Origin of the sequence: Enterobacter sp. Y17, from assembly GCF_019730495.1 — a bacterium.
GTDB classification, from domain to species: domain Bacteria; phylum Pseudomonadota; class Gammaproteobacteria; order Enterobacterales; family Enterobacteriaceae; genus Enterobacter; species Enterobacter asburiae_B.
Map to the genome: position 1 here is coordinate 1,237,219 of NZ_JAASKP010000001.1, position 13,009 is coordinate 1,250,227.

Here is a 13,009-nt window from a genome sequence, read left to right on the forward strand (position 1 = left end):
GCTTTTTTTATGCCTTTTCGCTTACCCGCGTCGCCCGACGAACCCGCAGACCAAACACGTTAATGTACAGCCCGGCCATGATCAGCACGGCGCCAAACAGCTGCAGCGCGCTCAGCGTTTCATCCAGCAAGAGTGCCGCACTGGCAAGCCCCACTACCGGCACCAGCAGGGATAACGGCGCCACGCGCCAGGTTTCATAACGCCCCAGCAGCGATCCCCAAATCCCGTAGCCCACAATGGTGGCGACAAAGGCCAGATAGACAAGAGAAAGGATTGTGGTCAGATCGATTTCGACCAGACTGTTCAGCATTACATCCGGACCATCCAGAATAAACGACGCCGCCAGAAACGGGATTATCGGGATCAGCGCGCTCCAGACAACCAGGGACATCACCGCCGGGCGGGCCTCGTGCTGCATAATCAGCTTGTTGAAAATATTCCCGCAGGCCCAGCTCAGCCCTGCCGCCAGCGTCAGCATAAAGCCGAGCAGCGCCACATCCTGGCCGTTCAGGCTGGCTTCAATAAGCACCAGCACGCCAAACACCGCCAGCGTAATGCCCGCCAGCTGTTTTCCCTGTAAACGTTCGCCAAACACGAAGGCGCCGAGAATGATGGTAAAGAACGCCTGCGCCTGCAGCACCAGCGAGGCCAGACCGGCCGGCATCCCGAACTTGATGGCGCAGAAGAGAAACGCGAACTGGCCAAAGCTGATGGTCAGGCCATAGCCCAGCAGCAGCTTTAACGGGATCTTCGGACGGGCGACGAAAAAGAGCGCCGGGAACGCGACCAGCAAAAAACGTAAACCGGCGAGCATCAGCGGCGGCATGTTGTGCAACCCCAGCTTGATGACCACAAAATTGAGCCCCCATACTACGACCACCAGCAACGCCAGCAGCCCGTCTTTACGCGTCATACCCTGCCCCTGAATTATTAATTATTTGTTAACAGTTCAAGGTAACAGAAAAAAGTGCGCGGCGAGAAGATCATTAATTCTGGCAGTCAGGCTAAGCACTTACGGATAAATTGGGCGCTATACAAGCCCCTTATGTCGTGATACTCCTTTTAGGACACAACATAAAAAGCATAAGCAACTGTCGGGCAGGAATATGAAACCATCTCTCAGGCGCTCAACCGCAGCGCTGCTGGCGTCGTCATTGTTATTAACCATTGGTCGGGGAGCAACGCTGCCGTTCATGACCATTTATCTCACGCGCGTCTACAGCATGAGCGTCGAGAATATTGGTTATGCACTGACGATTGCGCTGACTATCGGCGTGGTGTTCAGCCTGGGATTTGGCATTCTGGCCGATAAGTTTGATAAAAAGCGCTACATGCTGATTGCGATCGTGGCCTTTATCGCGGGGTTTGTCGCGATCCCGCTGGTCGATAACGTCACGCTGGTGGTGCTGTTCTTTGCGCTGATCAACTGCGCCTATTCCGTCTTTTCGACGGTGCTGAAGGCCTGGTTCTCCGACGTGCTCACCGCAAGCCAGAAAGCGCGCGTTTTCTCGCTTAACTACAGCTTTCTGAACATTGGCTGGACGATCGGGCCGCCGATTGGCACCCTGCTGGTGATGTACAGCCTGCAGCTGCCGTTCTGGCTGGCGGCCTTCTGCGCGGCGCTGCCGCTCGGATTCATCCATTTCTTCGTGCAGAAAAGCGTTGCGCTGGATGCCGCCGAGGAGAAAATGCCCTGGCAGCCGTCGGTACTGCTGAAAGACCGCGCGCTGTTCTGGTATACGCTCTCCGGCCTGCTGGCGTCATACGTCGGCGGATCGTTCGCGACCTGCATTTCGCAATACGTTCTGGCCGCGCATGCAGACAGTAATTTCGCCGAAAAGGTGGTCGCCGTGGTATTGCCCGTCAACGCCGCCGTGGTGGTGACGTTGCAATATGCGCTGGGCCGCAAGATCTCTGCCAGCAATATTCGCCCGCTGATGACCCTCGCCACCCTGTTTTTTATCGTGGGACTGGGTGGCTTTATGCTCTCCGGGGAAAACCTGGTTTACTGGGGCATCGCTGCCGCCATCTTTACCCTGGGTGAGATTATCTATGCACCGGGTGAATACATGCTGATCGACAACATTGCCCCGCCGGGGATGAAGGCAAGCTATTTCTCTGCGCAGGCGCTGGGCTGGCTCGGCGCGGCGGCAAACCCGATGATCACCGGTATTATCCTGACCAACCTGCCGCACTGGTCGCTATTTGTCATCATGATGGTCGCCATCGTTATTGCGTGGCTGATGATTTTGCGTGGGATGAGCGTGAAGGCGTGGTGTGAAACGCCCAACGTGGCGTAGCGCTTCCAGGCCGGGTGAGGCGTAGCCTCCACCCGGCAATAAAGCATCAGTGGTACAGCATTTCCTCTACCACCTGTTCTTTGTACATCTCATTCGGATAATAGGTCGGCCAGTTATCCATCTCTTTCAGCAGCGCCTCGTGGGAGGTGTTGCCCATGAAAATGTGGAAGTGCGAAGAGGCCTTCGGGGCGATGGTGTGGTCGCTGAACTGAACAAACTTCGGTGCCTTGCTGCCGGCATCCTTACACTCAAACAGGTAGCGAACGCCTTTTTTGCCCGATGCGTAGGTCAGTATTTTGTAGCCGCTGTAATCATACTGACAGCGGCTGACCGCTTTGCCCTTATGAAATTCCATCACGTTGTTTTCGATGCCGATAGCATCCACGTCCGTCGCATAGCCCTTGCGGTAGTACGCTTTCACATCGTCAAAGGTTTTGCTTTTGTCTTTCTGCGCTTTCTGTTTAAAAACCGGATCCAGCGAGCCGTCCATCAGGAACGGATAGACCGACTGCCAGGTCCCGTCCCAGTCAGACAGCGCTCTGTCCTTCACGTCCTTATCCTCAAACACGCCGTTCGCCGCCCGCTGTTCCGCTTCGGTCATCTGATGGCCGTGCGAGTGAGCAAACAGCTGGCCGCTGACCAGCAGCGCCCCCAGAGTCATGGCAAATTTCCCAAAATGTGCAGCCAACATAACACCCTCATTCCGTTTTATAAGAATGCGAATGTTATATTATAACACTTTAAATCGCAACCAGCCCGCGAACGCCCTCCTGCTCCATGTTTTCACCCCGGCCGCGCTGGATAATGGTGCCGCGCGACATCAGCAGATAGCTGTCGGCCAGCTCGGCGGCAAAGTCGTAAAACTGTTCGACCAGCAGGATCGCCATGTCGCCTCGGTTCGCCAGGGTGCGGATCACCTGTCCAATCTCTTTAATCACCGATGGCTGTATGCCTTCGGTCGGCTCATCGAGAATCAACAGCTGCGGACGGCTCGCCAGCGCGCGACCAATCGCCAGCTGCTGCTGCTGTCCACCGGAGAGATCGCCCCCGCGACGATGCCTCATCTCTTTAAGCACCGGAAACAGCTGCCAGATCTCATCCGGAACCTGCTTCGCCTCGCGGGCGGAAAAACGCGACAGCCCGAGCAGAAGATTCTCTTCCACGGTCAGGCGCGGGAAAATCTCGCGGCCCTGCGGGACGTACGCCACGCCAGAGTGCACCCGCTGGTGCGGCTTGCTGTGGGTGATCTTTTTACCCTGCCAGATGACCTCCCCGGTTTTCGCCGGGATCAGCCCCATCAGACACTTCAGCAGCGTGGTTTTCCCGACGCCGTTGCGCCCCAGCAGGCAGGTGACCTCTCCGGTGGCGGCCTCAAAACTCACGCCGCGCAGGATATGGCTGCCGCCGTAATACTGATTCAGTTCGTTAACCTGTAACATCATCGCTCCTTAGCGCCCCAGATAGACCTCAATCACCTGCTCGTTAGCCTGCACCTCGCGAAGCGAACCTTCCGCCAGCACGCGGCCCTGATGCAGCACCGTCACGTGGTCGGCGATGGTCTCAACAAAGCCCATATCGTGCTCCACTACCATCAGGGAGTGCTTACCCGCCAGCGCTTTGAACAGCTCGGCGGTGTATTCCGTTTCCGCGTCGGTCATCCCGGCGGCCGGTTCATCCAGCAGCAGCAGGTGCGGGTCCTGAACCAGCAGCATACCGATTTCCAGAAACTGTTTTTGCCCGTGCGAAAGCAGCCCGGCGCGGCGGTCGCGCTCGCTGCTAAGGCGCAGCAAAACCAGCATCTCATCGATGCGGTCGCGCTGTTCACCGTTGAGTTTTGCCCGCAGGCTCGCCCAGACGGATTTATCGGTTTTCATGGCGATCTCCAGGTTTTCCCACACCGTCAGCGCTTCAAAAACCGTGGGCTTCTGGAATTTACGGCCGATCCCCTGGCGGGCAATGGCCGCGGGCTCCAGCGCGGTCAGGTCGATAGACTGATCGTAAATCGCCCTGCCGCTCTTTGGCCGCGTTTTGCCGGTGATGACGTCCATCAGCGTGGTTTTACCGGCGCCGTTAGGGCCAATCACGCAGCGCAGCTCGCCCACGCCGATATTCAGCGACAGATCGGTCAGGGCCTGAAATCCGTCAAAATTGACGTTAATGGCCTCAAGCTGCAGCACCGGGTCGGTCTGTTCACGGTAACGATCGCCCGGCAACTGGCGGGTAAATAACCCTTCGGCTGGCTGCATTATTTATCTCCCTTTCGAAACAGACCGTAGACGCCGCGCGGTAAAAACAGCGTGACGGCGATGAAAATCAGCCCCAGGAACAGCTGCCAGTATTCCGGCATCGCGACGGTGAAGAAACTCTTGGCGCCGTTCACCAGCGCCGCGCCAATCACCGGCCCGACCAGCGTGCCGCGCCCGCCCAGCGCCACCCAGATTGCCGCTTCTATTGAGTTCGTCGGCGACATTTCACCGGGGTTGATAATGCCTACCTGCGGGACGTACAGCGCCCCCGCCAGGCCGCACAGCACGGCTGAGAGCGTCCATACCAGCAGCTTGAACCCGCGCGGATCGTAGCCGCAAAACGTCAGGCGGTTTTCGGCGTCGCGAACGGCGGTCAGGATGCGGCCAAACTTGCTCTTCGCCAGCGCAAATCCGGTGCCTAACGCCAAGAGCAGCAACAGCACGGTCGCCAGAAACAGCGCGATACGGGTGGTCGTTTCCGTTACCGAAAACCCGAGCAGCGTGGTGAAGCCGGTAAAGCCGTTATTGCCGCCAAAACCGGTTTCGTTGCGAAAGAACAGCAGCATCCCGGCATAGGTCAACGCCTGGGTCATAATCGAGAAGTAGACCCCTTTGATTTTTGAGCGGAAGGCGAACCAGCCGAACACCAGCGCCAGCAGGCCCGGCACCATCACAATCAGCACCAGCGCCCAGGCAAAATGCTGGGTTCCCCACCAGAACCACGGCAGCTCGCTCCAGGAGAGAAACGACATAAACGCAGGAAGACCGTCACCCGCAGCCTGACGCATCAGGTACATGCCCATCGCGTAGCCGCCCAGGGCGAAGAAGATGCCGTGCCCAAGAGAGAGCATCCCGGCGTAGCCCCACACCAGATCCAGCGCCACCGCAACGATGGCATAGCAGAGGATCTTGCCAATCAACGTCAGCATCCAGGTCGACAGCGCCAGCGGATGCGTCGCAGGCAGTAAGGCGAAAAACGGTAATATCAGCAGACACACCACCATCAGGCTACCTGCAAGTTGCGTTGTGCGCGGCGCTTTGCGCGCCAGCGTTAAGGTCAGCGGCTGGCTCATCAGTCAATCACCCTCCCTTTCAGCGCAAACAGCCCCTGAGGGCGTTTTTGAATAAACAGCACGATCGCCACCAGAATCACGATCTTGCCCAGCACCGCCCCCATCTGCGGTTCAAGAATTTTATTGAAAATACCCAGACCAAACGCCGCGGCCACGCTGCCTGCCAGCTGGCCTACGCCACCGAGCACGACCACGAGGAAAGAGTCGATGATGTAGCCCTGACCCAGCTCCGGCCCGACGTTACCGAGCTGCGATAGCGCCACGCCGCCTAACCCGGCAATTCCTGAGCCAAGCCCAAACGCCAGCATATCGACGCGGCCTGTCGGTACCCCGCAGCAGGCGGCCATGCTGCGGTTCTGCGTCACCGCACGCACGTTGAGCCCCAGACGGGTTTTATTCAGAATGAGCCAGGTAAAGAACAGCACCAGCAGCACGAAGCCCAGCACCACAATGCGGTTCCACGGCAGCGTCAGGTTGGCAAAAACCTGCACCCCGCCGGACAGCCATGCCGGGTTGGCCACCTCCAGGTTCTGGGCGCCAAAGGTCATGCGCACCAGCTGGATGAGCATCAGGCTGATCCCCCACGTTGCCAGCAGCGTTTCCAGTGGGCGACCGTACAGATGGCGGATCACGGTGCGCTCCAGCACCATCCCGATGCCCGCCGTCAGGCAGAACGCCACCGGAAGCGCGATAACGGGATAGAGCGCCAGCCACTGGGGCGCAAGCCCGACCATTGCCTGCTGCACCATCCAGGTGGCATACGCCCCCAGCATCAGCATCTCACCGTGCGCCATATTGATGACGCCCAGCAGGCCGTAGGTGATGGCAAGCCCGAGCGCCGCCAGCAGCAGCACCGACCCCAGAGAGAGCCCCATAAACGCCTGGCCCAGCAGATCGCCCCACATCAGTCGATGCTGGATCTGGCTCAGACTCTCCTGCGCGGCGGCGCGCACCCCGGCATCCGGCTCTGTCTGTGCCTGGGTAAACGGGGTAAGTCTGGACTCCACGTCCGGATCGTCGGACTGCCCTAATAACTCGACGGCCTTGCGGCGCACCTCTGCCTGCGGGCTGGCTAGCTGGAGGTTCGCCACCGCCAGTAAAAGCGCCTGACGTGCCACCGCGTCCGTTTCATCGTTTACCCGCTTTTCCAGAAAAGCGAGCATTCCGGGCTGGGCATCCCGCTGAAGCTGACGAGCCGCCGTCCGCCTTTCTGTGACACTGTCACTCACCAGCTGATGCGTAGCGATAGCCGTGGCGGCCAGCACGCGCAGCCGGTTGGTCAGACGAACGGCTTTGGCTGCCCCTTCGGTCGACTTAGCGTCACCGAGCGAAACCATTTGACCGTTGCGCTGCGCAAAGGCGTGCTTTTGACTGTCGGTATACAGGTTTTCTTTTTGCAGTGCCTGCAGCAGCGGCAGCCTCAAGGCGTCCGGCGCGGCGGCCCACTGCGTCAGCAACTCTGCCTGCTGGCTGCGGCTGGCGGCAACAAAACGATCGGCATCCGATGCCTGCGCCATCCCTGGCAGCAGTCCGGAAAGCCATACAAGAGCGATGAACATGCGCATGGCGTTCATGACGTTTCTCCCTGGTGATGGCTTAGTTGCTGGCGGTTTTCATCGGCTGGTCGGGCTTTTTATCGTTACCGGCGATGAACGGGCTCCACGGCTGGGCGCGTACCGGCTGTTCTGTTTGCCACACCACGTTGAACTGACCGTTGCCTTCGATTTCACCGATCATGACCGGCTTATGCAGATGGTGGTTGGTGGCATCCATGGTGAGCGTAAAGCCTGACGGCGCCTTAAAGGACTGACCGGCCATCGCCGCACGCACTTTATCCACGTCGGTTGTGCCCGCTTTTTCCACCGCCTGCGCCCACATATGGATCCCCACGTAAGTCGCTTCCATCGGGTCGTTGGTCACCACGGTATCGGCGTTCGGCAGCTTGTGCGCCTTCGCATAGGCTTTGTAATCCGCCACGAAGGCCTGGTTGGTCGGGTTATCCACGGATTCAAAGTAGTTCCACGCCGCGAGGTTGCCGACCAGCGGTTTGGTGTCGATCCCGCGCAGCTCTTCTTCACCCACGGAGAACGCCACCACCGGCACGTCGGTTGCCTTCAGACCCTGGTTAGCCAGCTCTTTGTAGAACGGAACGTTGGAATCGCCGTTGATGGTCGACACCACGGCGGTTTTGCCGCCCGCGGAGAATTTCTTGATGTTGGCGACGATGGTCTGGTAGTCGCTGTGACCGAACGGGGTATAAACCTCCTCGATGTCCTTATCCTCCACCCCTTTCGAATGCAGGAACGCGCGCAGGATCTTGTTGGTGGTGCGCGGGTAAACATAGTCCGTACCCAGCAGGAAGAAGCGCTTCGCCGCGCCGCCGTCTTCGCTCATCAGGTATTCCACCGCCGGAATGGCCTGCTGGTTTGGAGCCGCGCCGGTATAGAAGACGTTTGGCGACATCTCTTCGCCTTCATACTGCACCGGATAAAACAGCAGACCGTTCAGCTCCTCGAAGACCGGCAGCACGGATTTGCGCGATACCGACGTCCAGCAGCCGAATACCACCGCCACTTTATCCTGACTTAACAGCTGGCGCGCCTTCTCGGCAAACAGCGGCCAGTTTGAGGCGGGATCCACCACCACCGGCTCCAGTTTTTTACCCAGTACGCCGCCTTTCGCGTTGATCTCGTCGATGGTCATCAGCGCGACGTCTTTCAGCGGCGTTTCGGAGATGGCCATGGTGCCGGAAAGAGAATGCATGATCCCCACTTTGATGGTATCGGCCGCCTGCACGCCAAAACTCATTCCCATCGTCACGACGGACGCGGATAACGCAAAGGCTTTTAATAAGGTACGACGCTGCATATTTTCACTCCTGAAAAAGAACGCTGTGCGAAAGCGTCCGTTACGGCGTGGACGCGGAAAAAAAATGTGTCAGCGAAGCAGGAGCAAAAAGGATGCCAGAATGGAGGTAGCGCTATTTCTGGAGGGGGAACGCGGGATGTAAAGAGAACGTCTCAGAATGGCACAGCGCTGCACTTTTATAATGCAGCGCTGTGGAAGAGGCTTTACCAGACTTCGCTGGCGATCTGCGTGACCAGACGGACTTTATCCCACTGCTGGGATTCGCTCAGGCTGTTGCCCTCTTCGGTAGAGGCAAAGCCGCACTGCGGGCTGAGGCAAATTTGCTCTTTTGCCACGTATTTCGCCGCCTCTTCCAGACGGGCTTTAATCCCCTCCGGGTTCTCCAGCTCGCCGTTTTTCGTGGTGATCAGGCCCAGCACCACCTGCTGCTTGCCCGGGCGAATGAAGCGCAATGGCGCGAAATCCCCGCTGCGGTCGTTGTCGTATTCAAGGAAGAACGCGTCAACGTTGACAGTCCCGAACAGCACTTCCGCCACCGGCTCATAGCCGCCTTCGGAAATCCAGGTTGAACGGAAGTTACCGCGGCAGACGTGCAGCCCGATAGTCAGATCGTCCGGCTTGCCTTCCAGCGCCTTGTTCAGGACGCGGGCATAGATGCGTGCCAGCTCATCGGCATCGTCACCGCGCTCGCGGATCTGACGGCGCTGATCGTCCGAACAGAGATAGGCCCAGACGGTATCGTCCAGCTGCAGGTAACGGCAGCCCGCGTCGTAAAATGCGCGGATGGCGTCGCGCCAGGTGGTCGCCAGATCGTCGAAATAGTCATTCAGATCCGGGTAGACCGTCGCATCGATGTCTTTACGGCCGCCGCGGAAATGGAGCACGCTCGGGCTGGGAATGGTCATCTTCGGCTGAGCATTGCCGCTGATGCTTTTCAGGTAACGGAAATCTTCGAGCATCGGATGGGCGCCAAAGCCCAGCTTGCCGGTCACGCGCACGCCGTGGGCTTTGGTTTGTACCCCGTTGAACTGAATGCCCTGCTGTGAATCGTAACGCTCAACGCCCTGCAGACCGTCGAAGAAGTCGAAGTGCCACCAGGCACGGCGGAATTCACCGTCGGTGACCACATGCAGGCCGCACGCACACTGCTGCTCAACGACGTGGCGAATGGCATCATCCTCTACCGCGCGAAGCTGTCCGGCGTCAATTTCGCCGCTGGCGAACTTCAGGCGAGCCTCTTTGATGGCATCCGGGCGTAAAAAACTGCCGACTACATCGGCGCGGTACGGGGCGTGCTGTCGTTGCATGGAAATCTCCTCAGTCTGCTGGCGATAATTGCCAGCAGTGATAATTCATTATTTGAAGTTTTAGACTTCTGGATGTCTAAATGTCCAAAAAAGATGTCATACCTGTTCTGTTCCGGCAAACGAGAAAATTTCACGGCTGTTGAAAAAAATTCATCTTCACAGGGCGACGGCGGTTTCGCTGCTGGCAAAGGCGAACTTTTCATCCTCCCAGCCGGTGATCCCCCCGAGCATGATTTTGACCGGCAGCCCGAGGCGCGCCAGCTTCAGCGCGGCTCTGTCCGCGCCGTTACAGTGCGGCCCTGCGCAGTAAACGACGAACAGCGTGCCTTCAGGCCATTGGGCCATGCGCTCGGCGGTCATCTGGCTCCGCGGCAGGTGCAGTGCGCCGGGCACGTGACGGCGGGCAAACTGCTCCGGGCTGCCCACCACGTGCAGCAGCACGAAGTCCTGCTCATTATTGGCGATAGCGTGATGCACATCCGCGCAGTCGGTTTCAACGCTCAGGCGGCGCAGAAAATGGGTAACGGCTTCCTGCGGCTCGGCAGCCGGAAATTCAGTAACATAGCTCATGATCCTTCCTCATCTTTGGCGTTTGTGTTAACACTACTCTATCCACAAATTCAGCCCGTGAATGCGTTCGCTTATGCCAGAAAACAGCAAAAAGATGACAAACTTAAGACAAATTGCCCGCCCGCAGGTGGTCGTACTGGCGTATGACGGTCTGTGTACCTTTGAGTTTGGCGTAGCGGTGGAGATCTTCGGCCTTCCGCGTCCCGAGCTTGGCGATGAATGGTATCGTTTTGCGGTGGCGAGCGTGGACAGCGGTGAACTTCGGGCAACTGGCGGGATCCGCATCGTTACCGATGGTGATTTAAGCCTGCTTGCGTCTGCGGACCTGATTGTGGTTCCCGGCTGGCGGGGGCTGGATTCACCGGTTCCGGACGCGCTCTGCGAGGCACTACGCCAGGCCAGCGCGCGAGGATGCCGGCTGCTCTCCATCTGTTCGGGGGTATTTGTGCTGGCCGCTACGGGGCTGCTGAACGGCCGCAAAGCCACAACCCACTGGCGCTACATCGACGCGCTTAAAGCCCGTTATCCAGACATCGACGTGGTTGAGGATGTGCTCTACCAGGACGAAGGCGATATTCTGACGTCCGCGGGCAGCGCGGCGGGAATCGATCTCTGTCTGCACGTTGTGCGGCGGGATTATGGCATGGAAACCGCCAACAGCGTGGCGCGTCGGCTGGTCATTCCCCCTCACCGGGATGGTTCACAGCCACAACAGCTGAGCCGCCCGGTAGCCCAGCTGCGGGAAAGCCAGCGTCTCGGCCAGCTGTTTGACTTTCTGCACACGCATCTTATCGAGGCGCACAGCGTCGACTCCCTGGCGCGTCGGGTCGGAATGAGCCAGCGCACCTTCCTTCGTCGTTTCGAGGCGGCAACGGGGACGACGCCCGCACGCTGGTTAATCAATGAACGCCTGCTGAGAGCAAAAGATTATCTGGAAAGCAGCCGGTTGAGCATCGACAGCATCGCTGAACAGACCGGGTTTGGTCAGGCGTCGACACTGCGTCATCATTTTCGCCAGCAGTTCGCGCTTTCCCCGGCTCAGTATCGCAAACAATTTTCACGTCCGGGTACTGCCCGCTAACGGTTGAGGGTTCCCCACAAAATAATGCCTGCACGGACGCCCCCCTCTCCCTTGAGGGAGAGGGCTGGGGTGAGGGGGAACATACGGCTCTGGTGGTCATTCCGTTCACTTTATGTTCCTTGCTATTCTTTAACGACATAACCTGTGAACGTGCCAGGGTGGCTCAATCGCCACCACCCTGGCGACCCGGGCTCCCGGCGGTAAATCGCCGCTTCGCGGTGCCCTCAGCTTATTCCTTCAGGCTATCGGGTCGGGCATGAGCCTGCATCCCTGCAGGCCACGCCCTCTCGGCGCATCCCTGCGCCTCGCCCCGGCCTTATGGAAACGCTTCGGCGATTTACAGCCGGACCAGGGCATCGCTGTAAGTCTGTCATTATTCTGAAGACAGTCTTATTGCTTCAGAATACACGTTTACAAAGGGGCCCCTCTCCGCTAAGAGGAAGATTCATTTTTTAATTTTCGTAATACGGAGCACCTGATGGTCACCACACACGTTTTTATCGCGGTCAGTCTTGATGGTTACATCGCCCGACAGAATGACGATATCGACTGGCTGCTGCAGCGCGACGACCCAACGGAAGATCATGGCTATGAGGCATTCATCGCGGACAAAGAGTGGATCGTGATGGGCCGGGGTAGCTATGAAAAGGTACTGACCTTTGACGCATGGCCTTATGAACGGCCCGTGCTGGTACTCTCCCGACAGCTGGCCGGTACGACCGTGCCGGAGGCGCTGAAGGGAAAAGTGCAGTTCTCTTGCCGCACGCCAAAGGAGGTGCTGGACGATCTCGCTGCGCAGAACGTTCATCGGGTCTATCTCGATGGCGGACAGGTGATCCAGTCATTCCTGCGCGAAGGGCTGGTGGCCGATATGGTGATCACGACCGTTCCTGTCCTGCTCGGAGCGGGAAAACCGCTGTTCGGAACCCTTCCTCAGGATATCGATTTAACGCTTGTATCAAGCCGCAGTTTCCCTTCGGGTCTGGTGCAGTCACATTATCGGCTGATGCCATAAAACCATCGCGACGGCCTGCGCAAAAAAAAACCGCCAATAACTGGCGGTAAATGCTTGCATGGATAGATTTGTGTTTTGGTCTCTACGTCCCGACACTCCGTGGCCGGGCTGCGGATCCCTTACAACCTAACACCTGTTGTCTTAACGAACGCTAAACAACCTTATTAACCTGCATGAGTATTGATCTGCAAATAACGCATAAGCCCCTGCTCAGCGCTCTGTTTTGCGTCGTCATTAAGGGCTTCAAGATAAAAGGAACGGGCGACACCATAAGGTGCTTTTTCAGAGGGATACACCGCAAACTGGAATGTTTTTCCTCTTGCCTGATGAGTACAATCTAATTCCCAGCGCCGATCGTTTATTTTTTTGCTGGAGCAGGCAACGCCACCATAATCGCTGGTTAAATAGGAACCCACGCGAATTTCCGCAGAACGAATATATTCTGGTTCGTCATTACCTGCATAACGAATCCCTGCAGCGGCCACAACAGCAACCGCCAGAAGCGCAAGCGCTATTATTTTTTTCATTTAGAAATGACCTGTTCCTTAG

General features: G+C 58.0%; 13 protein-coding genes. 3 read left to right on the plus strand and 10 right to left on the minus strand.

The window, feature by feature from the left end:
- Positions 1-7 precede the first annotated feature (7 nt).
- On the minus strand, positions 8-913 hold the full coding sequence (gene eamA, locus HCH49_RS05730) for an O-acetylserine/cysteine exporter (protein WP_033145532.1): 906 nt from the start codon (positions 911-913) through the stop codon (positions 8-10).
- A 193-nt stretch (positions 914-1,106) separates the two neighbouring features.
- Between eamA and ydeE the strand changes: the two genes are divergently transcribed.
- Positions 1,107-2,300 (plus strand): efflux MFS transporter YdeE, encoded by a 1,194-nt coding sequence (ydeE, locus tag HCH49_RS05735; protein ID WP_221702352.1) that lies wholly within the window; start codon positions 1,107-1,109, stop codon positions 2,298-2,300.
- A 46-nt stretch (positions 2,301-2,346) separates the two neighbouring features.
- On the opposite strand, the gene zinT is transcribed toward ydeE, so the two are convergent.
- The 8 genes from zinT to HCH49_RS05775 form a co-directional block, all read right to left on the minus strand.
- Complete coding sequence (gene zinT, locus HCH49_RS05740; RefSeq protein WP_221702887.1) at positions 2,347-2,988, minus strand: metal-binding protein ZinT; 642 nt, start codon at positions 2,986-2,988, stop codon at positions 2,347-2,349.
- Positions 2,989-3,040: 52 nt separating this feature from the next.
- Positions 3,041-3,739 (minus strand): urea ABC transporter ATP-binding subunit UrtE, encoded by a 699-nt coding sequence (gene urtE, locus HCH49_RS05745; RefSeq protein WP_094935484.1) that lies wholly within the window; start codon positions 3,737-3,739, stop codon positions 3,041-3,043.
- Positions 3,740-3,748: 9 nt separating this feature from the next.
- Complete coding sequence (gene urtD / locus HCH49_RS05750) at positions 3,749-4,546, minus strand: urea ABC transporter ATP-binding protein UrtD (RefSeq protein WP_196354398.1); 798 nt, start codon at positions 4,544-4,546, stop codon at positions 3,749-3,751.
- Positions 4,546-5,619 carry an urea ABC transporter permease subunit UrtC gene (gene urtC, locus HCH49_RS05755; protein ID WP_143347014.1) on the minus strand — a complete coding sequence of 358 codons (1,074 nt, stop codon included), beginning with the start codon at positions 5,617-5,619 and terminating at the stop codon, positions 4,546-4,548. The genes urtD and urtC overlap by 1 nt, the downstream gene beginning before the upstream one ends.
- Positions 5,619-7,193 carry an urea ABC transporter permease subunit UrtB gene (urtB, locus tag HCH49_RS05760; RefSeq protein ID WP_221702353.1) on the minus strand — a complete coding sequence of 525 codons (1,575 nt, stop codon included), beginning with the start codon at positions 7,191-7,193 and terminating at the stop codon, positions 5,619-5,621. The genes urtC and urtB overlap by 1 nt, the downstream gene beginning before the upstream one ends.
- 22 nt (positions 7,194-7,215) lie before the next feature.
- Positions 7,216-8,487 (minus strand): urea ABC transporter substrate-binding protein, encoded by a 1,272-nt coding sequence (gene urtA, locus HCH49_RS05765; protein WP_033145526.1) that lies wholly within the window; start codon positions 8,485-8,487, stop codon positions 7,216-7,218.
- A gap of 203 nt (positions 8,488-8,690) precedes the next feature.
- Positions 8,691-9,794: a cobalamin-independent methionine synthase II family protein gene (locus tag HCH49_RS05770; protein WP_219939633.1), complete on the minus strand. Its 1,104-nt coding sequence runs from the start codon at positions 9,792-9,794 to the stop codon at positions 8,691-8,693.
- Between the two features lie 156 nt (positions 9,795-9,950).
- Positions 9,951-10,364, minus strand: a complete 414-nt coding sequence (locus HCH49_RS05775) for a rhodanese-like domain-containing protein (protein WP_047060853.1) — start codon at positions 10,362-10,364, stop codon at positions 9,951-9,953.
- A gap of 73 nt (positions 10,365-10,437) precedes the next feature.
- Between HCH49_RS05775 and ftrA the strand changes: the two genes are divergently transcribed.
- Together ftrA and HCH49_RS05785 are read left to right on the plus strand one after the other, a co-directional pair.
- Positions 10,438-11,445 (plus strand): transcriptional regulator FtrA, encoded by a 1,008-nt coding sequence (gene ftrA, locus HCH49_RS05780; RefSeq protein ID WP_167819207.1) that lies wholly within the window; start codon positions 10,438-10,440, stop codon positions 11,443-11,445.
- Between the two features lie 478 nt (positions 11,446-11,923).
- On the plus strand, positions 11,924-12,460 hold the full coding sequence (locus tag HCH49_RS05785) for a dihydrofolate reductase family protein (RefSeq protein ID WP_221702354.1): 537 nt from the start codon (positions 11,924-11,926) through the stop codon (positions 12,458-12,460).
- Positions 12,461-12,624: 164 nt separating this feature from the next.
- On the opposite strand, the gene HCH49_RS05790 is transcribed toward HCH49_RS05785, so the two are convergent.
- Positions 12,625-12,987: a hypothetical protein gene (locus HCH49_RS05790; RefSeq protein WP_033145521.1), complete on the minus strand. Its 363-nt coding sequence runs from the start codon at positions 12,985-12,987 to the stop codon at positions 12,625-12,627.
- Positions 12,988-13,009: the final 22 nt, after the last annotated feature.

Coding starts and splice junctions, on each gene's coding strand:
- urtA (WP_033145526.1), bottom strand. CDS start 8,487: ATGCAGCGTCGTACCTTATTAAAAGCCTTTGCGTTATCCGCGTCCGTC.
- urtE (WP_094935484.1), bottom strand. CDS start 3,739: ATGTTACAGGTTAACGAACTGAATCAGTATTACGGCGGCAGCCATATC.
- ftrA (WP_167819207.1), top strand. CDS start 10,438: ATGCCAGAAAACAGCAAAAAGATGACAAACTTAAGACAAATTGCCCGC.
- urtD (WP_196354398.1), bottom strand. CDS start 4,546: ATGCAGCCAGCCGAAGGGTTATTTACCCGCCAGTTGCCGGGCGATCGT.
- HCH49_RS05790 (WP_033145521.1), bottom strand. CDS start 12,987: ATGAAAAAAATAATAGCGCTTGCGCTTCTGGCGGTTGCTGTTGTGGCC.
- HCH49_RS05775 (WP_047060853.1), bottom strand. CDS start 10,364: ATGAGCTATGTTACTGAATTTCCGGCTGCCGAGCCGCAGGAAGCCGTT.
- urtB (WP_221702353.1), bottom strand. CDS start 7,193: ATGAACGCCATGCGCATGTTCATCGCTCTTGTATGGCTTTCCGGACTG.
- eamA (WP_033145532.1), bottom strand. CDS start 913: ATGACGCGTAAAGACGGGCTGCTGGCGTTGCTGGTGGTCGTAGTATGG.
- HCH49_RS05770 (WP_219939633.1), bottom strand. CDS start 9,794: ATGCAACGACAGCACGCCCCGTACCGCGCCGATGTAGTCGGCAGTTTT.
- HCH49_RS05785 (WP_221702354.1), top strand. CDS start 11,924: ATGGTCACCACACACGTTTTTATCGCGGTCAGTCTTGATGGTTACATC.
- ydeE (WP_221702352.1), top strand. CDS start 1,107: ATGAAACCATCTCTCAGGCGCTCAACCGCAGCGCTGCTGGCGTCGTCA.
- urtC (WP_143347014.1), bottom strand. CDS start 5,619: ATGAGCCAGCCGCTGACCTTAACGCTGGCGCGCAAAGCGCCGCGCACA.